The organism is Inquilinus ginsengisoli, from assembly GCF_031453975.1.
GTDB classification, from domain to species: domain Bacteria; phylum Pseudomonadota; class Alphaproteobacteria; order DSM-16000; family Inquilinaceae; genus Inquilinus; species Inquilinus ginsengisoli_A.
The window spans coordinates 537,679-558,700 of sequence record NZ_JAVDPW010000002.1; the positions used below are offsets into that span (position 1 = coordinate 537,679).

General features: G+C 68.8%; 21 protein-coding genes. 18 read left to right on the forward strand and 3 right to left on the reverse strand.

The window, feature by feature from the left end:
• Positions 1-181: 181 nt before the first annotated feature.
• The 9 genes from E9232_RS06340 (at position 182) to E9232_RS06380 (ending at position 8,610) form a co-directional block, all read left to right on the forward strand.
• Positions 182-1,324: an ABC transporter ATP-binding protein gene (locus E9232_RS06340; RefSeq protein WP_309792787.1), complete on the forward strand. Its 1,143-nt coding sequence runs from the start codon at positions 182-184 to the stop codon at positions 1,322-1,324.
• 1 nt (position 1,325) lies between these two features.
• Entirely contained in the window at positions 1,326-1,832 is a 507-nt protein-coding gene (locus tag E9232_RS06345) for a DUF2165 family protein (protein WP_309792788.1), read from the forward strand.
• A gap of 184 nt (positions 1,833-2,016) precedes the next feature.
• Positions 2,017-2,595, forward strand: coding sequence for a GNAT family N-acetyltransferase (locus tag E9232_RS06350; protein ID WP_309792789.1), 579 nt, complete (start codon positions 2,017-2,019; stop codon positions 2,593-2,595).
• A gap of 18 nt (positions 2,596-2,613) precedes the next feature.
• On the forward strand, positions 2,614-3,543 hold the full coding sequence (locus E9232_RS06355; RefSeq protein WP_309792790.1) for a glutaminase: 930 nt from the start codon (positions 2,614-2,616) through the stop codon (positions 3,541-3,543).
• A complete protein-coding gene (gcvA, locus tag E9232_RS06360; RefSeq protein ID WP_309792791.1) occupies positions 3,540-4,445 on the forward strand; it encodes a transcriptional regulator GcvA in 906 nt (301 codons plus the stop codon). Before E9232_RS06355 ends, gcvA begins: the two co-directional genes overlap by 4 nt.
• Before the next feature lie 72 nt (positions 4,446-4,517).
• On the forward strand, positions 4,518-4,889 hold the full coding sequence (locus tag E9232_RS06365; protein ID WP_309792793.1) for a nuclear transport factor 2 family protein: 372 nt from the start codon (positions 4,518-4,520) through the stop codon (positions 4,887-4,889).
• Between the two features lie 138 nt (positions 4,890-5,027).
• On the forward strand, positions 5,028-5,498 hold the full coding sequence (locus E9232_RS06370; RefSeq protein WP_309792794.1) for a RidA family protein: 471 nt from the start codon (positions 5,028-5,030) through the stop codon (positions 5,496-5,498).
• A 2-nt stretch (positions 5,499-5,500) separates the two neighbouring features.
• Entirely contained in the window at positions 5,501-6,682 is a 1,182-nt protein-coding gene (locus E9232_RS06375; RefSeq protein ID WP_309792795.1) for an aminotransferase class V-fold PLP-dependent enzyme, read from the forward strand.
• A 74-nt stretch (positions 6,683-6,756) separates the two neighbouring features.
• Positions 6,757-8,610 (forward strand): adenylate/guanylate cyclase domain-containing protein, encoded by a 1,854-nt coding sequence (locus E9232_RS06380; RefSeq protein ID WP_309792796.1) that lies wholly within the window; start codon positions 6,757-6,759, stop codon positions 8,608-8,610.
• Between the two features lie 12 nt (positions 8,611-8,622).
• On the opposite strand, the gene E9232_RS06385 is transcribed toward E9232_RS06380, so the two are convergent.
• A complete protein-coding gene (locus E9232_RS06385; RefSeq protein ID WP_309792797.1) occupies positions 8,623-9,495 on the reverse strand; it encodes a sigma-70 family RNA polymerase sigma factor in 873 nt (290 codons plus the stop codon).
• A gap of 153 nt (positions 9,496-9,648) precedes the next feature.
• Between E9232_RS06385 and E9232_RS06390 the strand changes: the two genes are divergently transcribed.
• Together E9232_RS06390 and E9232_RS06395 are read left to right on the forward strand one after the other, a co-directional pair.
• Positions 9,649-10,107 carry a carboxymuconolactone decarboxylase family protein gene (locus E9232_RS06390; protein ID WP_309792798.1) on the forward strand — a complete coding sequence of 153 codons (459 nt, stop codon included), beginning with the start codon at positions 9,649-9,651 and terminating at the stop codon, positions 10,105-10,107.
• Between the two features lie 120 nt (positions 10,108-10,227).
• A complete protein-coding gene (locus E9232_RS06395; protein WP_309792799.1) occupies positions 10,228-11,316 on the forward strand; it encodes a nucleoside hydrolase in 1,089 nt (362 codons plus the stop codon).
• A gap of 90 nt (positions 11,317-11,406) precedes the next feature.
• Here the strand turns inward: E9232_RS06395 and E9232_RS06400 are convergent, their stop codons facing one another.
• Positions 11,407-13,908, reverse strand: a complete 2,502-nt coding sequence (locus E9232_RS06400; protein WP_309792800.1) for an RICIN domain-containing protein — start codon at positions 13,906-13,908, stop codon at positions 11,407-11,409.
• A 161-nt stretch (positions 13,909-14,069) separates the two neighbouring features.
• Positions 14,070-14,846, reverse strand: coding sequence for an IclR family transcriptional regulator (locus E9232_RS06405; RefSeq protein ID WP_309792801.1), 777 nt, complete (start codon positions 14,844-14,846; stop codon positions 14,070-14,072).
• Positions 14,847-15,010: 164 nt separating this feature from the next.
• On the opposite strand from E9232_RS06405, the gene E9232_RS06410 reads away from it, so the two are divergent.
• The 7 genes from E9232_RS06410 (at position 15,011) to E9232_RS06440 (ending at position 21,014) form a co-directional block, all read left to right on the forward strand.
• Positions 15,011-15,853, forward strand: a complete 843-nt coding sequence (locus E9232_RS06410) for a transporter substrate-binding protein (protein ID WP_309792802.1) — start codon at positions 15,011-15,013, stop codon at positions 15,851-15,853.
• Between the two features lie 184 nt (positions 15,854-16,037).
• Positions 16,038-16,697 carry an amino acid ABC transporter permease gene (locus E9232_RS06415; RefSeq protein ID WP_309792803.1) on the forward strand — a complete coding sequence of 220 codons (660 nt, stop codon included), beginning with the start codon at positions 16,038-16,040 and terminating at the stop codon, positions 16,695-16,697.
• 10 nt (positions 16,698-16,707) lie between these two features.
• A complete protein-coding gene (locus tag E9232_RS06420; RefSeq protein WP_309792804.1) occupies positions 16,708-17,361 on the forward strand; it encodes an amino acid ABC transporter permease in 654 nt (217 codons plus the stop codon).
• Between the two features lie 10 nt (positions 17,362-17,371).
• Entirely contained in the window at positions 17,372-18,151 is a 780-nt protein-coding gene (locus tag E9232_RS06425) for an amino acid ABC transporter ATP-binding protein (protein WP_309792805.1), read from the forward strand.
• Between the two features lie 628 nt (positions 18,152-18,779).
• Positions 18,780-20,093: a calcium-binding protein gene (locus E9232_RS06430; protein ID WP_309792806.1), complete on the forward strand. Its 1,314-nt coding sequence runs from the start codon at positions 18,780-18,782 to the stop codon at positions 20,091-20,093.
• A 186-nt stretch (positions 20,094-20,279) separates the two neighbouring features.
• Positions 20,280-20,516, forward strand: coding sequence for a YMGG-like glycine zipper-containing protein (locus E9232_RS06435; RefSeq protein ID WP_309792807.1), 237 nt, complete (start codon positions 20,280-20,282; stop codon positions 20,514-20,516).
• A gap of 138 nt (positions 20,517-20,654) precedes the next feature.
• Positions 20,655-21,014, forward strand: a complete 360-nt coding sequence (locus E9232_RS06440; RefSeq protein ID WP_309792808.1) for a hypothetical protein — start codon at positions 20,655-20,657, stop codon at positions 21,012-21,014.
• Positions 21,015-21,022 lie beyond the last annotated feature (8 nt).

The following is a 21,022-nucleotide window of genomic DNA, read 5'->3' on the forward strand; positions in this document are numbered from 1 at the left end:
CCGGGCTCGTGTCAATCGATCGCGCGGGCAGGTCTGCAGGCGGATGCGGGCCGCCGGCCGATGCGGTTTCCGGATCACAATCGTTCAAACATCATACGATTTGGCGCCGACTGTTCCAAAATGCTGGCCTCCGCCGCGATCGCTCTTTATGGTGCGGCAAAGTTTGCGCAGTGGAGGAAACATGGCTGGCGTTACGCTCCGTGGCATTCGGAAGTCGTTTGGTGACATCGAGATCATCAAAGGCGTCGATCTCGACATCCGCGACCATGAATTCGTCGTCTTCGTCGGCCCGTCCGGCTGCGGCAAGTCGACCCTGCTTCGGCTGATCGCCGGCCTGGAGGACATCTCCTCCGGCGACCTCGCGATCGACGGGCAGAAGGTCAACGACCTGCCCCCGGCCGAGCGCGGCATCGCCATGGTGTTCCAGAGCTACGCGCTCTACCCCCACATGACGGTCTACGAGAACATGGCCTTCGGCCTGAAGCTCGCCAAGACCAACAAGGCCGAGGTCGAGCGCAAGGTCGGCGATGCCGCCAAGGTGCTGCAGCTCGAGCCGCTGCTGAAGCGCAAGCCGAAGGAACTGTCGGGCGGCCAGCGCCAGCGCGTGGCCATCGGCCGCGCCATCGTGCGCAACCCGAAGGTCTTCCTGTTCGACGAGCCGCTGTCGAACCTCGACGCGGCGCTGCGCGTGCAGATGCGGATCGAGATCGCGCGGCTGCACAACGACCTGAACGCGACCATGATCTACGTCACCCATGATCAGGTCGAGGCCATGACGCTGGCCGACAAGATCGTGGTGCTGAGCGCCGGGCGGATCGAGCAGGTCGGCTCGCCGCTCGAGCTGTACCACCACCCGGACAACCTGTTCGTCGCCGGCTTCATCGGCAGCCCGAAGATGAACTTCATCGAGACCACGGTCACCGCGGCCGACGGCGCCACCGCGACGGTCAACCTGCCGGGCGGCGGGTCGGTCACCGTGCCGGTGCAGCAGGGCCGCGCCAAGTCCGGCGACAAGGTCACCCTCGGCATCCGGCCGGAGCACATGTCCGTGGCCCTCGGCGGCGCCACCGGCCCGGCCTTCCCCGGCCAGGTCTTCGTGGTCGAGCGCCTGGGCGGCGAGACCTTCCTCTACCTCAAGACCGACGCCGGCATGATGACGGTGCAGACCGAGGGCGACAGCCGGGTCAAGACCAACGACCAGGTCTCGATCACCTTCGCGGCCGAGACCTGCCACCTGTTCGATGCCCAGGGCCAGGCCCTGCAGCGGGCCGAACGCCACCCGATGGCCGATCTGGGCCGCGAACCGGCGATGGCCCAGGCCTGACGTGACAACCGCCAGGATCCTCAAGATCCTGGCGACGGCCGGGGTCGCGCTGTTCTTCACCCTGGTCGCGATCGGCAACCTGACCGATTACGGCTCCAACTTCGCCTTCGTCCAGCACGTGCTGGCGATGGACACCACCTTCCGATCGCCCGCCCTGATGTGGCGGGCGATCGACGTTTCCTGGGCCGACCACCTCGCCTACGGGCTGATCATCGCCTGGCAGGTGGCGACCGCCCTGGTCTGCTGGATCGGCGCCATCCGCATGGCCGGCCGCTGGGACGCCCCGGCCGCCGTCTTCAGCCGCGCCAAGTCGACCGCCATGGCCGGGGTCGGCATGGGCTTCGGGCTCTACGCCTTCGGCTTCATCGCGATCGGCGGCGAATGGTTCGCGATGTGGCAGTCGCACGAGTGGAACGGCCAGCCCAGCGCCCACATCTTCCTGACCATCGCCGGCATTGTCCTGGTGTTCCTGAACCAGAAGGACGAGGACCTGCCCTACGACATCTGATCTGGCGGTCAAAGGGCCCTTTGATCGCCCCGCCGCAATCGGGTACAGGTCGGGGGACCCGTTCGCAGCCCCGACAGCGATCCATGTACCTCACCCTTCCCCGCCACGGCCTGTCCGACCAGACCTGGGGCGGCCATTGCCGGGAGCGGCTCGCCGGCCTCCGCACCGCGCCCCGGTGCGCGGCATGAGCGAGGATCCCCCTCTTCCCGCGGCGGGCCCCTCCCCCGTCGCGCTCAAGCTGGCGGATGAGCGCATCGCCGATGCGCTCGACCCGTCGATCGGCTTCACCGCGCTCCGCATCGAGGACCTGCCGATCATCGCCCGCTGGCTGAAGCTGCCGCATGTCGCGCGCTGGTGGGGCGACCCCGAGGAGGGGCTGACCCGCATCGCCGCCCACATGGCCTCGGCCAATGTCGCGCCCTTCCTGGCACGCGAGGGCAGCCGGCCGATCGGCTACCTCCAGATCTACCACGCCAATTCCGACCCGTTCTGGGCCGGCCACACCCTGCCGCGCGAGACCCTGGGCCTCGACATGTTCCTGGGCGAGACCGACGTGATCGGCCGCGGCATGGGCACCCGCCTGATCCAGCTGGTGCTGCGCCGGCTGCTGGCGCTGCCGGAGACGGCGCGGGTGCAGATCGACCCGGCGCCGAACAACGCCGCCGCCATCCGTGCCTATGAGAAGGCGGGCTTCCGCCGGATCGGCCCGATCGACACGCCTGATGGGGCCGCCCTGTACATGGCGATCGACCGGACCAGCTGAGCAAGGGCACGACACCGCATGCCGGACCTGACCGAAGCCGTCAGCGAGATCGCCGATGCCATGGCGCGCGAGCAGCGGCGCGGCACCGTCGCCAGCTACATCCCGGAGCTGGCCAAGGTCGACCTCGACCAGTTCGGCATCACGGTCTCTACGCTGGATGGCGACATCTGCTGCGCCGGCGATGCCGACGTCCCGTTCTCGATCCAGAGCGTCTCCAAGGTCTTCACCCTGACCCTGGCGCTGGGGTCGATCGGCGACGCGCTGTGGCACCGGGTCGGCCGCGAGCCGTCGGGCAACTCGTTCAACTCGATCGTCCAGCTGGAGCATGAGAAGGGGCTGCCGCGAAACCCGTTCATCAACGCCGGCGCCCTGGTGGTCAGCGACGTGGTGCTGGCCGGCCACCCGCCGCGGGTGGCGATCGGGTCGATCCTGCGCTTCATCCGCTGGCTGGCCGATGACGAGGACATCGCCATCGACGAGACGGTGGCGCGGTCGGAGGCTGCGACCGGCTTCCGCAACATGGCGCTGGCCGCCTATATGAAGTCCTTCGGCAACCTGGTGCATCCGGTGGAGATGACGCTCGGCGTCTATGTCCACCAATGCGCCGTCGCCATGACCTGCCGCCAGCTGGCCACCGCCGGCCATTTCCTGGCCGATGGCGGCGGCCGCTCGTCGACCGGGCACCGGGTGGTGTCGCCGGAACGGGCGCGGCGGATCAACGCCCTGATGCTGACCTGCGGCCATTACGACGGCTCGGGCGACTTCGCCTTCCGCGTCGGCCTGCCGGGCAAGAGCGGGGTCGGCGGCGGCATCCTGGCGATCGTGCCCGGCCGGGCCTCGGTCGCGGTGTGGTCCCCCGGGCTGAACCAGCACGGCAACTCGCTGCTCGGCACCCTGGCGCTGGAGCGGCTGGCCAAGGCTATGGGCTGGTCTGTCTTCGGGCCATGAGGCGCCTGCCCTCCCTGCCCGCTTTGCGCGCCTTCGAGGCCGCCGGCCGGTACCTGAGCTTCCGCCGTGCGGCGGCGGAGCTGCTGGTGACGCCGAGCGCGATCAGCCACCAGATCCAGCGGCTGGAGCAGGACCTCGGCGCCGCCCTGTTCCTGCGCAAGACCCGCGCCATCGCCCTGACCCCGGCCGGCGAACGCTATCTCGACGGCGTGCGCCGCGCCTTCGACCTGCTGGAGGCCGAGACCCGGTCGGTCCGCGCGCCGGAGCGGGCGGTGTTGCGGGTCAGCCTGCTGGCCTCCTTCGCCACCCATTGGCTGGTGCCGCGCCTGGGCCGCTTCGCCGCGGCGCATCCGGAGATCGAGCTGCGGCTGGAGCCGTCCAACGCCCTGGCCGACGTCAAGGGCGGCGAGGCCGACCTCGCCATCCGCTACGGCACCGGCGGCTGGCCGGAGGTCGAGGCCGAGCGGCTGATGCCCGACCACATCGCCCCGGTGGTCAGCCCGGCGCTGCTGGACCGCGGCCCGCCGATCGCGCAGCCCGCCGACCTGCTGCACCACACCTTGCTGCTGTCCTATGCCCGCGAGCCGATCGAATGGCCGGCCTGGTCGGCGGCGCACGGCTTCGACCTAGCCCGTGCCCGCACCCTGATGCTGCACGACTACAACATCGTGCTGGAGGCGGCGCTGGCCGGCCAGGGCGTGGCCATGGGACGGCACAGCCTGATCGCCGAACGGCTGCGCAGCGGGGCCCTGGTCATGCCGCTGGGCGGCCCGCCCTTCGCCCCGCCCGGCCTCGGCCACTGGCTGGTCACCCGCCCGGGCCCCCTGCCCCCGCCGGCCGCCGCCTTCGCCAACTGGCTCCGGAATGAAGCGACCGCGACCGCCGGCGGAACGCCTGACTGAAGCCGTCGCCGCAAATTGCGGAACTCCGCGGCATGTCGCGCGATTGCCCCTGCAACCGCCGAGGAGGCCGAAATGACCGACGACGTCGTCGCGATCGCCCGCGCCAGCTACGCCGCCTATGTCACGAAGGATCGCACCGCGATCGAGACGTTGATCGCCGATGATTTTCACTTCACCAGCCCGCTCGACAACCGGATCGACCGCGCGACGTATTTCGAACGCTGCTGGCCGAACAGCGCATCGATCGAGGGCTTCGAGTTCGTCCATCTCGTGCCCGACGGTGACCGGGTCTTCGTCACCTATGAAGGCCGCACCAAGGACCACCGCTTCCGGAACACTGAGTTGCTGACCATCAAGGGCGGCAAGATCACCGATGCCGAGGTCTATTTCGGCTGGTCGATCCCGCACAAGGCCCGGCCTGGCGGATTCCTGGACGCCCCGTGATCGGGTAGCGAACACGCCACCCTGACAAGACAGCTCCGTCGACAGATGACTCAGAATCACCCATCGCACGAGAACTTCGCGTTCGTCGGCGGCGCCGGTCCGGGCCTAGCATCCGGCTTCCGATTCCGAGGACCGACCATGCCGAAGACCATCGCCGAAGCCGTCGCCGCCTTGGGCCATGAGCTGCCCGCCGCCCCGGCCCCCGCCGCCAACTACGTGCCCTTCGTCCAGTCCGGCAGCCTGCTCTACGTCTCCGGCCAGATCGCGCAGGACCGCAACGGGCCGGCCTGGCTCGGCCATCTCGGCGACACCGTGTCGATCGAAGACGGGCAGAAGGCCGCCCAGGCTTGTGCGCTGGCCATCCTGGCCCAGGTTGCGGCCGCGACCGGCGGCGACCTCGCCCGCATTCGCCGCGTCGTTCGGCTCGGCGTCTTCGTGGCCTCGGCCCCCGGCTTTACCCAGCAGCCGCAGGTCGGCAACGGCGCGTCGGACCTGATCGCCGCGGTGTTCGGCGACAAGGGCAAGCATGCCCGGGCCGCGGTCGGCGTCGCGGCGCTGCCGCGCGGCGTCGCGGTCGAGGTCGATGCCATCGTCGAGCTCGAGGACTGACCATGGCGCTGGACCTGGCGCGCCTGCGCGCCGAGACGCCGGGCATCGACCGGGTGCTGCACTTCAACCATGCCGGCGGCTCGCTGCCGCCGGCACCGGTGCTGGACGCCGTCATCGCGCATCTGCAGCGTGAAGCGGTGGCCGGCCCGATCGAGGCCGGGATGGCGGCGGCGCCGGCGCTGGAAGAGGCGCGTGGCGAGGCCGCCGGGCTGATCGGCGCCGTGGCGCGTGAGATCGCCTTCACCGGCAGCGCCACCCATGGCTGGGGACTGGCCCTTGCCGGGCTGTCGTTCCAGGCCGGCGACCGCATCCTGATCGGCCGGCACGAATGGGCCGGCAACATCACCACGATGCAGCGCGCCGCCGCCCGCAGTGGTGCGGTGATCGAGGTGATCCCCTGCGACGAGCCCGGCCGGGTGTCGCCCGAGGCGCTGGCCACGATGATCGACGACCGGGTCAGGCTGGTGGCGCTGACCTGGGTGCCGGCCAATGGCGGGCTGATCAACCCGGCTGCCGAGATCGGCCGGGTCGCCCGCGCCGCCGGCGTGCCGTTCTTCCTCGACGCCTCCCAGGCCATCGGCCAGCTGCCGATCGATGTCGGCGCCCTGGGCTGCGACGTGCTGGCGGCGCCGGGCCGCAAGCATCTGCGCGGGCCGCGCGGCACCGGGCTGCTGTATGTCCGCCAGGGCTTCCTCGACCGGCTCGACCCGCCCTATCACGACTTCAGGACCGCCGCCTGGCAGCCGGAGGGCGGACCGTGCCTGCAGGACAGCGCCCTGCGCTTCGAGGCGGGCGATTTCCCGATGGCGCTGCGGCTCGGCCTCGGCGCCGCGATCCGCTATGCCAGGGGCATCGGCATCGACGCCATCCGCGCCCGCATCGACGGGCTGGCCCGCGGCCTGCGCGACCGGCTGGCGGCGATTCCCGGCGTCACGGTGCACGACCTCGGCGTCGAGCGCGCCGCGCTGGTGTCCTTCGCGGTCGCGGGGGTGGAACCGGCGGCGCTGCGCCAGCGCCTGGCGGCGGACGGCATCAACATCTCGGTCAACGGCGTGATGTACACGCCGCTGGACATGACCGCGCGAGGCCTGGGCGACATCTGCCGCGCCGCCGTGTCCTACCTGCACACCGAGGCCGAGCTGGACCGGCTGGCGGAGGCGGTCACGGCTGCCGCCCGGCGCTAACGCCCGGCATCCGGGTCGCTTGCCCCCGCCCGGCCGGATACAGTGCCGGCAGGCTGCGAGGCGAGGCGGGTTTGGTGACGGAGCTGCAGAACACGGTCGATCGGCGCGACGCCTTGCCCCGGCGCCGCACCATCCCGCTGTCCGGCACCCTGGCCGTGGTGATGGCGGGGCTGGTGGCGCTGACCGCGATCGACGTGCTGGCGGTGTTCTGGTTCATGACCGCCAGCACCACCCGCGACCTGCTGGCCAAGGCGGCGCAGCTAGGGCTCTATTCGGTGCAGGCCCGGATCGCCGACCGCTTCACCCCGGTCGAGGACCAGTTGGCCTTCCTGACGCGCGAGGTCGCAGCCGGGCGGGTCGACCCAGACGACGGCGCCGCGCTGGACCGGCTGATGACCGGCGCGCTGGCCGGCGCGCCGCAGGTGCGGGTGCTGTCCTTCGTCGCGCCGGACGGCGCCATCCGAGGCGTCACCCAGGGACCCGAGGGTGTCTTCCCGTTCACCGACACGATCCACACCGACGGCGAGCGGCAGGAGATCGAGGAGGCGCGCGGCCATGACGATCCGACCTGGGGGCCGGTCTACTTCGTAGCCGACCCGGCGCTGCGCACCTCGGTGGCCAATCTGCGCCAGCCGATCCATGCCGGCGGCGCCTTCGCCGGCATCTTCACCGCGACCCTCACGGTCGATGCCCTGTCCGACCATCTCAAGGCGATCGCGGAGTCCAACCCCGGCACCACGCCGTTCATCCTGTACGGCCGCGACCGGGTGCTGGCCCATCCCGCCATGGCGGTGCAGCGTCCCGCTCTGTCACGCGAACAGCCTTTGCCCGGCCTGGACGCCCTTGGCGATCCGTTCCTGGCGGCGCTGTGGACCGAAGGCGAGCCCGAGGCGGTGGGTGACGCCGACCTCGATGCCCGGGTGGTGCGCCGGGACGGCGACGGCCGCGTCATCCTGACCCGCACCATCACCGGCTATGCCCCGGTGCCGTTGACCGTCGGGGTCGAGGTGCCCGTCTCGGCGCTCGACAAGCCGACCTCGGACCTGCTGCGCGCCGGTTTGGCCGGGCTGGCGGTGCTGGCGATCGCCATCCTGGTCGCGATCTGGGTCAGCCGCATGATCGTCCGCCCGGTCGGCGCCATGGCGCGGGAGGTCCGGGCGGTCGGCTCGCTCGACTTCGCCGCTTTGCATCCCCTGCCCGGCAGCCTGTTCTCGGAGCTGAACGACCAGGCCCGCGCCTACAACACCATGCTGACCGGGCTGCGCTGGCTGGAGACCTATGTGCCGAAAAGCCTGGTGCGGCGACTGCTGCGCAGCGGCGGCAGCGGCGAGGTCGCCTCGGCGGAGCGGATGGTGACGGTGATGTTCACCGACGTCGTCGACTTCACCGCCGTGGCCGAACCCATGCCGGCGGCCGAGGTGGCGGCGATGCTGAACGCCCATTTCGACCTGCTGGGCCGCTGCGTCGAGGCCGAGGGCGGCACCATCGACAAATTCATCGGCGACTGCGTCATGGCGTTCTGGGGCGCGCCGGACGACCAGCCCGACCATGCCGACCGGGCCCTGCGCGCCGCCCGCGCCATCGCGGCGGCGATGGCGGCGGACAATGCCGCCCGGCGCGGCCGCGGCCTGCCGGCGGTGCGGGTGCGCATCGGCATCCACAGCGGCCCAGTGGTGGCCGGCAACATCGGCATGACCGGACGGTCCGGCTACACCATCGTCGGCGACACGGTGAATCTCGGCAACCGGCTGGAGCAGCTGGGCAAGACGGTGGCCCCGGGCGACGAGGTCACCATCCTGGTCAGCGGCGCCACCGTCGCCCTGTCGTCGGCCGACAGGTCCGATCTGCAGGCCCTGGGCGCCCAGGCCGTGTCCGGCCGCCGGGCGGAGATCGAGGTCTACCGGTTGGCGGCCACGGCGAAGGCCTGACCCGCCGGCCCGTCAGTCCAGCACCGCCAGGTCGATCCGGCCGAGGCTCTCCGGGTCGGCGGTGACGCGGATCTCGACGATCCGGCCGCCGCGGATGGTGAAGCCGAGCACCAAGAGCAGCCGCCCGCCCGGGGCCACGACCGCGCCGACGGCACCGTCCACCAGCGCCGCCCGGGCCTCCTGGGCCTTGCCGGAAAAGAACTGCGCGATCGGGACGGCGCCGCGGACATCCCCCGACGCGCCGGCGCGGATGGCGGCGGCGTCGGGCCGCAGCACGACATCGGGGTCGAGCACGGCCAGCAGGCCGCCGAGATCGCCGCCGCGGGCCGCCGCCAGAAAGGCCTCGACGATGCCCCGCTGGCGGTTGCGGTCGGCCTCGGGCGCAGCACCGGTGCCGCGAACTCGGCGGCGGGCCCGGCTGGCCAGCTGCCGCGTCGCCACCGCTGAGCGGCCGACGATCGGGCCGATCTCGTCGAAGGTCAGGTCGAACATGTCGTGCAGCACGAAGGCCACCCGCTCGGCCGGCGCCAGCGTCTGCAGCACCACCAGCATCGCCAGGCCGATCGAATCGGCCAGCAGCGCCTCCTGCTCCGGGTCGGGCGGCACCCGGTGGCCGGCGGCCGGCTCCGGCTCGCCATCCTCGATCGGGTCCTCGCGCCGCGACTTGCGCGACCGCAGCATGTCCAGGCACACCCGGCCGACCACGGTGGTCAGCCACCCCCCGAGATTGTCGACCCCGTCGGCGCCGGCGCGGCTGAGCCGCAGCCAGGCCTCCTGCACCGCATCCTCCGCCTCGCTCAGCGAACCGAGCATGCGGTAGGCCACGCCCCGCAGCTGGGCGCGCTGGGCCTCGAAGCGCTGCAGCAGAATTTCCTGATCGCTCATCGTCACACTTTCTCGTCGGCGTCCGTCATGGCGATGACGGACCAGGCCCGGGCGATGTGACGGGGGCATCGACCGGGCCGCGGCGCCGTCGGGACCGGGGACCCAGCATCCCGGTCCGGCCGAGGCATCTCAACCCCCTGGAGACGACACGTCATGCAAGCCCGAATGAAGAACCCGGCGGTCATCGTTCCCGGCGCCCTGCAGGCGCTGCAGGCCTTCGGCACGGCCACCGAACAGGGCGGCGTGCCGCCGACGACCCACCAGCTGGCCCATCTGCGCGCCAGCCAGATCAACGGCTGCAGCGTCTGCGTCGACATGCATTGGCGCATGGCCCGCAAGGCCGGCGAAACCGATGAGCGGCTGTTCACCGTGGCGGCCTGGCGCGACGCGCCCTACTTCACCGATGCCGAGCGCGCCGCGCTGGCGCTGACCGAGGCCCTGACGCGGACCAGCGACCAGCCCGACCCGGTGCCCGACGCGATCTGGGCCGAGGCCGCGCGCCACTACGACGAGGCAGCACTCGGCGCCCTGGTGCTGTCGATCAGCCTGATCAATGTCTGGAACCGCCTGAACATCGCCACCCGCCAGGTCGCCGGCACGCCCTGGAACTGATTGCTCTTCGGCCATCGGCCGCCGATCCGGCGTGCGGCCGATGGCCGAACCATGCCATCCTGACGGCACCGGATCATCGGCGTGGAAGCCGGGGACTCCAAGCCATCAGGGAGGGGCAGAATGCAGCGATTGATCGCCGCCGCCGTCGCGGCATGGGTGCTGGCCGTGGCACCGGCCCAGGCCGCCGCAGAGAAGGTCATCATCGACACCGATTTCAGCACCTTCGGCGATGACGGGCAGGTCCTGGCGATGGCCGCACAGCTCGACCGTCAGGGCACGATCGAGCTGTTGGGCCTGACCATCGTGACCGGCAACAACTGGCTGAAGCAGGAGGTGGCCGACGCGCTGCGCGCAGTCGAACGCCTCGGCATCGCCGGCAAGGTCGGGGTCTATGCCGGGGCGAACCTGCCGCTGGTGCATGACCCCGAGAGCTTCGAGAGCGAGCGCGCGCTGTTCGGCTTCGGCGAAAGCTACAAGACCGCCTTCCACCGGCCGCAGCCGACCGATGCCGACCTGGTCGCGCCGGCCGACGGCTTCGCCCGGACGACCAGGCTGCGCCAGGAGGACGCGGTCGACTTCATCGTCGACACCGTCAAGGCCAATCCCCACGAGGTGTCGCTGCTGGTGATCGGCCCGTCGACCAACATCGCGCTGGCGGTGCGCAAGAACCCGGAGATCGTGCCGCTGGTCAAACGCATCGTCTACATGGCCGGCGCGGTGACGGTGAGCGGCAACACCACCCCCGCCGCCGAGATGAATGTCTGGATCGATCCGGAGGCGGCGCGCATCGTCATGCGCGAGCCGATCGACCAGGCCATGATCCCGCTCGACGTCACCGACATCACCCAGCTGACCAAGGCCGAGTACGACCGCATCGTCGCCACCGACGGCCCGGTGCAGACCCTGTTCCGCCAGAGCTGGATGGCGCAGAAATTCGCCAAGGATCCGGCGGCGACCGTCAGCGTCTACGACACGCTCGCGCTGGGCTACCTCGTCGATCCCGGCTTCGCGACCAAGGTCGACGACCTCTATGTCGACGTCGACATCGCCTTCGGCCCCGGCTACGGCCGCACCTTCGGCTATTGGCAGGAGCAGCCGACCAGGCTGCTGCAGAAGATCAAAGTGGTGAAGACCTTCGACACCCGCCGGTTCCTCGACTTCTACGTCGACCTGATGACCCGCCCTGTCCCGGCCGCGCCGGCGAACTAGACCCCGACCGGCCCGGTCTTGTGCGCCAACAGCAGCCGGCCTGAAGCGGCACAGGGGACCGGCAGACTCCTGCCGGTCCCCGCCCCATCCCTAGCTCTGCGCCAGGGCGATACCGATGTCGCACCCACCCGCGCCCGTGGTGACGCTGGAGCTGAACAGGTGGGGCATGTTGTCCGAGTTGTAGGGATAGATCGCGTAGTCGCCGGGACACTTTATGGACGTGCAATAATTCGACCCGGCGGTGGCGCTCCAGACCGTCGTGCCGTCGGGCGTCGTCACGGTCACCGCGGCGTCGGGCTTGTTACTATCCCCATTCTTGATCGAGAAGAGGACCGCACTCTGGTAGCTGTAGGGAGGCAGAGTCAGCGTCGTGCTGCCGGGACCGTTATCGCCGATCTCGGCGTCGTTCGCCTTCAGCGCGATGCTCAGCGTCGTGCTCGTGTAGTTCCGGAACATCAGGATGGTCTGGTTGTTGCCGAGCCATTTCTCCTCCGACGCGAAGCCACTCCATCCGGCCAGCCTTCGATAGAAATTGAACCACCGGACGCTGCTGCTCTTGCTCAGAAAATCCATCGTCGCCTGGCCGGGATAGCCGGTGTCGTTGCTCGCGACCGAGGCAATCCAGTAGACCGTGGATGCTTCGAGAGATGAATTGATCTCCTCATCCCAGATGCAATAGCTGGGAGCACTCATCGGGGGGATGTTGTCGAAATCCGAGTTGCTTCCAACCGAACCCTGGATCCAGGTTCCCGTGTAGATCTGATACTTGGTCGGCAGCAGCGCCTGCAGCACCCCGATCTCGTAGCCTGGCACGATGCGGGGAATCAGCGTCACCCCCTGCTCCGGCGGCCAGAATAGCGAGTTGCCGCCGCTGGGGAGCGCCGCCATCGCCGCGACGGTGCGGGTCTTGAAGCTGTCGCGCAGAATGGCCGATTCCACCGCTGCCAGGGCGTCGCCGACGGCTTCGAAGCTGTCGACCAGGAATTGCTGGACCTGGGCGACCTCTCCCTCGAAATCGTAGAAGATCTCCTCGTCCTGCTCCTTCTGGGCGTTCTGCGCCTTCGACTGCTGGTACGAGGACACCGTGTTCACGCCGGTCTGGTACAGGTTGCCGACCACCGGCAACAACATGCCGAGCCCCTTCGCGAGCTCGCCCTCCCCAGGCAGCATCGATCCCGCGGACAGGATCGTGTAGATCAGCCCCTCGAAGATCGCGGCCGAGCTCACCTTGACCGTCTGCTGGGTCTGGGTGTCGATCGCGGCGTCGGCGATGACGGCCGCCGTCGCATTCGTCGCCACGATGGCCAGTTCGGCGTGGAACATCGTCAGCTGCTGAAACAGCTGCTGGACGGCCTGGGCCGCGGTCAGCTCCTCGCCCAGCACGCCCGCCACCGTCACCATGGCGTCGCTGTCGGGCAGGTCCGCTGGCGGCGTCTTGTCCTTCGGCGAATGCTGCAGGACGACTGTGGTCGCGATCATGTTGACGCGGGACTGGTAGCCGGCCAGCGGCGCGGCGAGGTTGCCGTATTGCGACCGCAGCTCGGTCCCGAGCTTGGTGAGCCCCAGCTGGCTGTTGATGTAGGTATAGGCTGCGGCCTCGTTGCCGGTGAAGGCCGGGTAGCCCATCGCCGGCTGCGCCAGCAGCACCTCGAGAGGATAGGTGGGGCTGACGCTCCAGAGCTGGGTCTGATCGCTCGGATTGGGCGTCACCAGCTGCAGCGGGTCCGAGTTGCTGGTGCCGGAGGTGGCGAGCGCCAGCGTGCCCTGCTGATTGACGATCAGATAGGTTCCCGCCTGCGGGTCTACCGGGATGAATGACCATTGCTGGAAGCTGGCGCCGGCGGCGAGCGGCTGCTTCGGATAGGTCGCCACGCCATTCGCGCTGCCGCCCCCGACCGAGGCATTGACGTTGAGGCTGAGGGCCAGGCCGGGATTGACCGAGCTGAGCAGGTACCCGTCCAGCGTGTAGGTCCAGACGATGTTCGACGAATTGGGCTGGGCCTCATAGAGGATCGTGGTCGTGCCGGGGGTCATCGAGGCCCCCTGGATATTGACGACCATCGGCGGCGAGTCGCCGGCGGCGACGCTGCGGATGGACAGCAGCTGCCCCGTCGGCGGCGAGGGCGGCTGGATATACCACTGCATCATGCCCGTCGGCGTGCCGTCGGAGGGCATGTTCTGGGTGAAGACGGGCTGCCAGCTCCAAGGGTTGCCCCCGGTCAGGTATTGCTGGTTTCCCTTGTTGCGCAGCGTGCCCAGCATCAGGCCCTGGCTGTCCTGGACCCACTGGAACTCCCATTGCTGGCTGGCATCGCCGGGCGAGCGTTGCACCAGGACGGCGTTGGTGCCGCTGAGCCCGAGGACGTAATTGGGATTGAGCGCGCTGACGATCGAGCCGTCGCCGGCCAGTTGCCACATCTGGTACGGGCTCTGCAGCGAATACTGATTTTCACTCGTGCTGGCTTCCATCATGTAGATGGAGGCGTTATCCAGCTCGGAGCCATTCGTGCCAGGATCCGTGTTGGGGTCGACCCAGAGGGCCTGCTGGCTGCTGACGTCGTCGCCGGTAAGAATATAAAACCATTGCGTCATAAAATTATCTTTCTATAGAAATAATATACAGTCTTCATAAGATAAGCCCTGGCGTTACTGCGCTATATCAAAGAACATGTCTTGAGCAAACTAAAATGAGGCAACTATTCTAAAATGGACCCGGCCTCGCATCCGGGTACTCGCGGGTCGGATGACCCCTCCTAAAGCCCCACCGCCCCCGGCGGGGCCAGGGACAGGCGGCGGGCGGCGGCGATCAGGGTGTCGAGCAGCGTCTGCCGCCGCTCCTCCGGCGTGTCCAGGGGCGTGACCAGGCACAGGGTCGCCACCACCCGGGCGTCATGGTCGACCACCGGCGCCGCCAGGCAGCAGGTGAAGCGGTCGACCAGCTCCTTGGTCACGGCATAGCCGCGCGCTCGGGCCGCCTCGGTCTCGGCGATGAAATCCGCCGGCCCGATCCGTTCGCCCGAAGGCAGCGTGAAGTCCTCCGCCGGGATGAAGCCGGCGATCTCGGCCCCGGTCATATGCGCCACCAGCAGCCGGCCCGAGGCGGTCCAGGGGATCGGCAGCCGGATCCCGACCTCCGAGGTGATGCGGAAGGTGCGCCGCCCAGGCTCGTTCAGCATCACCACGTATTTGTCGCCGTCCAGCATGCAGCATTGCGCGGTCTCGCCGGTCTCGGTCGCCAGTCCCAGCACCTCGCGCCGGGCCCGGCTGAGCAGGTCGACGCCGGCGACATAGGTCTGGGCGTAGTAGTGGATGGCGCGGCCGAAGAACACCGCGCCGCCGTCGCCCACCGGCTCCAGGATCCGCGCCGCGGTCAGCCGGCCGACGATCTCGTACAGGGTCGAGCGCGGTGCCCCGATCGCCTTGGCCAGCTCGCCCATCCGCACCGGCCCCCGCCGCTCCCGCAGATGCTCCAGGATCGCGACCACGCGGTCGATGCCCCTCTCCCGCCCGCGTTCGCCTGCTTCCGTCATCCGCCCGTTGCCCCCTGAAAACGGCCGGAAATCCCGGCCTTCGTCACGAATGCCACCTTTCTTGCATTCGCGCGATCGCAAGCTTATCGTTCCTCTTGTCCGACATACAAGATAGTTGTCCGAAATATCGGACAGTGAACACCGATAGAAACATGGAGGCTCAGATGCGCATCGTCACCCGGACTCTGCTATCTGCCTGTGCCGCCGCCCTGTTGCTGGGCAGCGCCGGCTCCGCGTTCGCCGCGGACAAGCTTCAGGAGGTGCTCAGCCGCGGCAAGCTGATCGTCGGCACCGGCAGCACCAACCCGCCCTGGCATTTCAAGACCGAGCAGGGCGACCTCGCCGGCTTCGACATCGACATGGCCAAGATCATCGCCAAGGGCCTGTTCAACGACCCGAGCAAGGTCGAGTTCGTGGTCCAGTCCTCCGACGCCCGCATCCCGAACCTGACCACCGACAAGGTCGACATCACCTGCCAGTTCATCACCGTGACCGCCAGCCGGGCGCAGCAGGTGAACTTCACCATCCCCTACTATCGCGAAGGCGTCGGCCTGCTGCTGCTGAAGGACGGCAAGTACAAGAGCTATGACGACCTCAAGGCGGCCGGCAGCGGCGCCACCATCTCGGTGCTGCAGAACGTCTATGCCGAGGCCCTGGTGCACATGGCGCTTCCGCAGGCGGCGGTCGACCAGTACGAGAGCACCGACCTGATCTACGAGGCGCTGAACTCCGGCCGCGCCGACGCCGTCGCCACCGACGCGTCGTCGCTGCGCTGGTTCATGAAGCAGAACCCCGACCGCTACCTCGATGCCGGCTATGGCTGGAGCCCGCAGACCTATGCCTGCGCCGTGAAGAAGGGCGACCAGGATTGGCTGAACTTCGTCAACACCGCGCTGCACGAGGCGATGACCGGGGTCGAATTCGACACCTACGCCGCCTCGTTCGAGCAGTGGTTCGGCCAGCGCCCGCCGGCCCCGGCGATCGGCTTCCCGATGGAGATGCGCTGAGAGCCCATTCGATAATGCTACTGGCGTGGCCGCCTGATGGAGGTTTTTGCGCTTCCGGTGCTCACGGACGACCATGTCCGCTGCGCGCCGGTTCTCAAAACCCCCACCATGCGGCTCACGCCAGCGCATTCTCGAACGGGCTCTGTGGTCTTGGGATCAGGGGTCGGCGCGGACGGAGAATCGCGTGAACTACCAGTTCAATTTCGGGGTCGTGTGGGACAACTGGCCGCTGCTGCTGAGCGGGCTGGCGCTCGGCCTCGGCCTGGCGGTGGTGTCGATCCTGATCGGCTGCGTCATCGGCCTGGTTGGCGCCTTCGCTGCCACCTCGCGCAGTCGCATCGCGCGCGGGCTGGCCTCAGGCTACGTCACCCTGTTCCGCAACCTGCCGCTGCTGATCATCCTCTTGTTCCTGTTCTTCGCCATGCCCAAGGCCGGCATCCGCTTCGACAAGTCCACCAGCTTCGTGATCTCGCTGTCGATCTATGCTGGCGCCTATCTGGTCGAGGTGTTCCGCGCCGGGCTGCTGGCGGTGCCGAAGGGGCTGAGCGAGGCCGGCATGGCGATCGGGCTGACACCGATGCAGATCCGGCGGTCGATCACCTTCCCGCTGATGCTGCGCAACGCCCTGCCCGCCCTGGGCAACAACTTCATCTCGCTGTTCAAGGACACCTCGCTGGCCGCCGCGATCGCGGTGCCGGAGCTGACCTTCTACGCCCGCAAGATCAACACCGAGAGCTTCCGCGTGATCGAGACCTGGATGGTCACCAGCCTGCTCTACGTCGCCACCTGCTACGCCATCGCCTTCCTGCTGCGCCGGGTCGAGGCCCGGGTGCGGACGGGCTGAGGAGACGCCGATGGATGCCTTCCTCGAACAGGTCTGGGCCGTGCGCTGGGCGCTGCTGGACGGGCTGTGGCTGACGGTGCAGATCTCGGCGCTGTCGATCGTCGCCGGCACCATCCTGGGCACGCTGATCGGCCTGGCCCTGACCTACGGCCCGGCGCCGATCCGCTGGCCGGCGCGGCTGTATGTCGACTTCATCCGCGGCACCCCGGTGCTGGTGCTGATCCTGGCCGCGTTCTACATCCTGTCGGTGATCGGCATCCAGCTGACCCCGGTGCAGGCCGGGATCTTCGCCCTGACCCTGTTCTGCGGATCGCATGTCGGCGAGATCGTGCGCGGGGCGCTGCAGGCCATCCCCAAGGGCCAGACCGAGGCGGCGAAGTCGATCGGCCTGACCTTCCGCCGCACCGTCGTCTACGTCCTGATGCCGCAGGCGCTGCGCCAGATCCTGCCGACCTGGGTCAACACCGCCACCGAGATGGTGAAGACCTCCACCCTGCTCTCCGTCATCGGGGTCACCGAGCTGCTGCTGGCGACCAAGGAGATCATCAGCCGCAACTACATGAGCATGCAGTTCTACCTGCTGGCCGCGGCGATCTATTTCGTCATCAACTACGCGATCGAGCGCTTCGGCAAATCGCTGAGCCGCCGCTATGCCCTGAAGTGAGGACCCGTCCGTGAGCCATATCCTGGAGATCGAGGGCGTCCACAAGCGGTTCGGCCAGAACGAGGTGCTGAAGGGCATCGACCTCAAGGTTTCGGCCGGTGAGGTGGTGGCATTGATCGGGTCGAGCGGGTCGGGCAAGACCACGCTGCTGCGCTGCGTCAACCTGCTGGAGGAGTTCGAGGCCGGCGCCATCCGCATCGACGGCCAGGCCATCGGCTATCGCAGCGAGGGCGGCCGTCGCATCCGGTTGAGGGAGAAGGCGATCGCGGCGCAACGCGCCATGACCGGCATGGCGTTCCAGAGCTTCAACCTGTTCCCGCACCTGACCGCCGCCGGCAACGTCATGCTGGGCCTGACCAAGGTCCGGGGCATGAAGCGCGACGAGGCCCGCGCCTTGGCCGAGCAGTGGCTGGGCCGGGTCGGGCTGGCGGAGCGGCGCGACCATTACCCCAGCCAGCTGTCGGGCGGCCAGCAGCAGCGCGTCGCCATCGCCCGCGCCATCGCCATGAACCCCAAGCTGATGCTGTTTGACGAGCCGACCTCGGCTCTGGACCCAGAGCTGGTGAACGAGGTGTTGGCCGTGATCAAGGGCCTGGCCGATGACGGCATGACCATGCTGCTGGTCACCCACGAGATGCGCTTCGCCCGCGAGGTGGCGGACCGGATCATCTTCATGAACGAGGGCCGCATCGCCGAGGACGGCCCGCCGGAGAAGATCTTCACCCGGCCCGACAGCGAGCGCCTGGCCGCCTTCCTCAGCCGCGGCGGCCACCTGACCCCGGCGGGGTAGAGCCGAGGCGGCGTACGGTCAAGTTTTCAGGTTGAGGATTTGAGACGCAGGCCTCAATTTTTAATGTCATTGCCCGGCTTGACCGGGCAATCCAGGGGCCACCAAGAGCCGCTCTGACCACCCCTGGATGCCACCCCTCGGACTTGATCCGGGGGCAAGCCGTGGCATGACAAATTGGAGGGGACGCATGGGCCTTGGAGCCCCTGCACCCCCGCCACGCCGACAATTCGCTGAAGATTTTCTCAAAACTACGCGCAAGGCCAGGATCAGTCGCGCAAAGGGAAACGTTTAAAATCCAAGCCATACCCCTTTGTGCAATTTCGGATTAACAGATTTAAAATCTTAGATTCCATCTTTTGGCTACCTTGAATCCAGGATATACAGATTTCGCTCTGCCTGGAGGGAAGAGATCATTTCATTGACTCCCGCTGCGGCGCCGCGGCGCGGTTTCGGCACATCTGAACTCTTCGATCCGACGCCATAGCCGCGGCCTCGATCCTTCGGACGGCCGCTGCGGTCCCGCATGCCCCGACGGATGGCCCCGATGCGGAGCTCGGGCTGCCGGACGGCAGGGGGCGCACGGCCTTCGTCAGAGCGTGATGTCCGATTTCGCAACGGGGAAACGCACATGACCATCATCACGGGCACCGAAGGCTCCGACATCCTGATCGGCACGCGGGGCGACGACACCATCGACGCTCGCGGCGGCAGCGACGTGGCGAGCGGTGGCAATGGCGACGACATCATCGACGGCGGCGCCGGCTTCGACGTGATCACCGGCGGCAACGGTGACGACACCATCGACGGCGGCGCCGGCTTCGACGTCATCGACGGCGGCAACGGCCTCGACTGGATCCGCGGCGCCGCCGGTGACGACGTCGTCACCGGCGGCAACGGCACCGACAAGATCGCCGGCGGCGACGGCAACGATATCCTGGATGGCGGCACCGGCAACGACCTGCTGCATGGTGGCGCCGGGGCCGACGTCCTGAACGGCGGCCAGGGCATCGACACCATCACCTACACCGACAGCACCGCCGGGGTGCGCATCAACCTCCTCACCCACCAGGCCCATGGCGGGGCGGCCGAGGGCGATGTCATCGCCAACGATGTCGAGGCCATCCACGGCAGCAACTTCGCCGATGTGCTGACCGGTGATGCCGGCGGCAACACTTTGCGCGGCCAGGGCGGCGACGATTCGATCGACGGTGGCGCCGGCAGCGACCACCTCGCCGGCGGCGACGGCGTCGACCGGCTGGACGGCGGGGACGGAAACGACCTGCTGCGCGGTGGCGCCGGGGCCGACACCCTGACCGGCGGCAACGGCATCGACATTGTCAGCTACGCCGAGAGCGGCGCCGCGGTCTCGGTCAACCTGACGACGCATGAGAACCACGGCGGCAATGCCGAGGGCGACGTCTATGTCGACGCCATCGAGGTGATCCACGGCAGCCTGTTCGGCGACACGCTGACCGGGGACGACAGCGGCAACATCCTGCGCGGCCTGGCCGGCGATGACGTGCTGGCCGGTGCCGGCGGCGACGACCGGCTGGTCGGCGGCACCGGCAGCGACCGGATCGAGGGCGGGGCCGGCGCCGACATCCTGATCGGCGGCGCCGGGGCCGACAGTTTCGCCTATGCCAGCGCCGCCGACACCGGCACCACCGTCGAGACCCGCGACCTGATCGTCGACTTCTCCCAGGCGCAGGGCGACAGGATCGACCTCTCCGCCATCGATGCCGACGGCAACGGCGGCAACGGCGACACCGCCTTCAGCTTCATCGGCGACGCCGCCTTTTCCGGCCAGGCCGGCGAGGTGCGGTTCTTCACCGACGGGTCGAACACGGCGGTGAGCGCGGACATCGACGGCGACGGCCATGGCGACCTGACGATCGTGCTGCTGGGCGTCCACGACCTGGCCGCCGGAGATTTCGTGCTCTGATCCCGACGACAGGGTGCTGCGGCCAAACCGCAGCACCCGGAACCTTTGCGTCACGCGCGACTGGCCCAGGCCGGCCGCGGCATCAGGCGGGCCGGCAGGAGCAGGACGGTGCGCGGCGGGAACAAACAGGGCCGCGCCGGGTTGCCCAGCCGACCGAACTTCCCCTCGCCTGTGAGTGACCGCCCCGTGAGTGTCCGGACCCTGCCCCGCCTGCTGCCGATCGCCCTTGCCGCCGCCTTGCTGGCGTCCGGCTGCACCAATATGAGCCGCGAGGCCCAGGGCACGCTCAGCGGCGCCGGAATCGGCGCGGCCGGCGGCGTCGCGCTGACCGCCCTGACCGGCGGCAGCCTGCTGGCCGGCGGCGTGGTCGGTGGTGCCGTCGGCGCCGTGGCCGGCAACCTGAAGAGCAAGGGTTACTGGTGATCCGGCGCTGGGGCTGACGGCCCCGCCCCGGCGGGGGTTTCCAGGCCAGCCGGCCATCCTCTATTGATTATCGCCCCCGAACGTCCAAAGAATGGCTCGTGGATTCCTGTTCGGGAGCAAGTAATGGCACGACTGTCCATGAAACCCCTGCTTTTGGGGGCCGTCCTGCTCGCCGCGGTCGCGGGCACGCCGGCGCAGGCGGGGGATGTCCCGCTGGTCACCGGCGAGCATTGGACCAAGGCGTCCGATTCCGAGAAGAAGGCCTTCCTGGTCGGCGTGGCCAATGTCGTCTCGGTCGAATACGAGCTGCGCAAGGACGACCGCCGCAGCCGGCCGGGCATGATCAGCGCGCTGGTCACCAACCTGCAGCCGCTGACGCTGACCGAGATCTCCAAGGGCGTCGACGACTACTACGCCGCCCATCCGGACCAGACCGCGCGGTCGGTGATTTCGGTGATCGTCACCGATGTCGCCAAGGTCCAGCCCCGGAAGAAGTAGGGAGAGCC

Excerpts from the sequence above, each read along its gene's own strand:
- E9232_RS06340 (WP_309792787.1), top strand. The coding sequence starts at position 182 with ATGGCTGGCGTTACGCTCCGTGGCATTCGGAAGTCGTTTGGTGACATC.
- E9232_RS06350 (WP_309792789.1), top strand. The coding sequence starts at position 2,017 with ATGAGCGAGGATCCCCCTCTTCCCGCGGCGGGCCCCTCCCCCGTCGCG.
- E9232_RS06355 (WP_309792790.1), top strand. The coding sequence starts at position 2,614 with ATGCCGGACCTGACCGAAGCCGTCAGCGAGATCGCCGATGCCATGGCG.
- gcvA (WP_309792791.1), top strand. The coding sequence starts at position 3,540 with ATGAGGCGCCTGCCCTCCCTGCCCGCTTTGCGCGCCTTCGAGGCCGCC.
- E9232_RS06365 (WP_309792793.1), top strand. The coding sequence starts at position 4,518 with ATGACCGACGACGTCGTCGCGATCGCCCGCGCCAGCTACGCCGCCTAT.
- E9232_RS06370 (WP_309792794.1), top strand. The coding sequence starts at position 5,028 with ATGCCGAAGACCATCGCCGAAGCCGTCGCCGCCTTGGGCCATGAGCTG.
- E9232_RS06375 (WP_309792795.1), top strand. The coding sequence starts at position 5,501 with ATGGCGCTGGACCTGGCGCGCCTGCGCGCCGAGACGCCGGGCATCGAC.
- E9232_RS06385 (WP_309792797.1), bottom strand. The coding sequence starts at position 9,495 with ATGAGCGATCAGGAAATTCTGCTGCAGCGCTTCGAGGCCCAGCGCGCC.
- E9232_RS06390 (WP_309792798.1), top strand. The coding sequence starts at position 9,649 with ATGCAAGCCCGAATGAAGAACCCGGCGGTCATCGTTCCCGGCGCCCTG.
- E9232_RS06395 (WP_309792799.1), top strand. The coding sequence starts at position 10,228 with ATGCAGCGATTGATCGCCGCCGCCGTCGCGGCATGGGTGCTGGCCGTG.
- E9232_RS06400 (WP_309792800.1), bottom strand. The coding sequence starts at position 13,908 with ATGACGCAATGGTTTTATATTCTTACCGGCGACGACGTCAGCAGCCAG.
- E9232_RS06405 (WP_309792801.1), bottom strand. The coding sequence starts at position 14,846 with ATGACGGAAGCAGGCGAACGCGGGCGGGAGAGGGGCATCGACCGCGTG.
- E9232_RS06410 (WP_309792802.1), top strand. The coding sequence starts at position 15,011 with ATGCGCATCGTCACCCGGACTCTGCTATCTGCCTGTGCCGCCGCCCTG.
- E9232_RS06420 (WP_309792804.1), top strand. The coding sequence starts at position 16,708 with ATGGATGCCTTCCTCGAACAGGTCTGGGCCGTGCGCTGGGCGCTGCTG.
- E9232_RS06430 (WP_309792806.1), top strand. The coding sequence starts at position 18,780 with ATGACCATCATCACGGGCACCGAAGGCTCCGACATCCTGATCGGCACG.
- E9232_RS06440 (WP_309792808.1), top strand. The coding sequence starts at position 20,655 with ATGAAACCCCTGCTTTTGGGGGCCGTCCTGCTCGCCGCGGTCGCGGGC.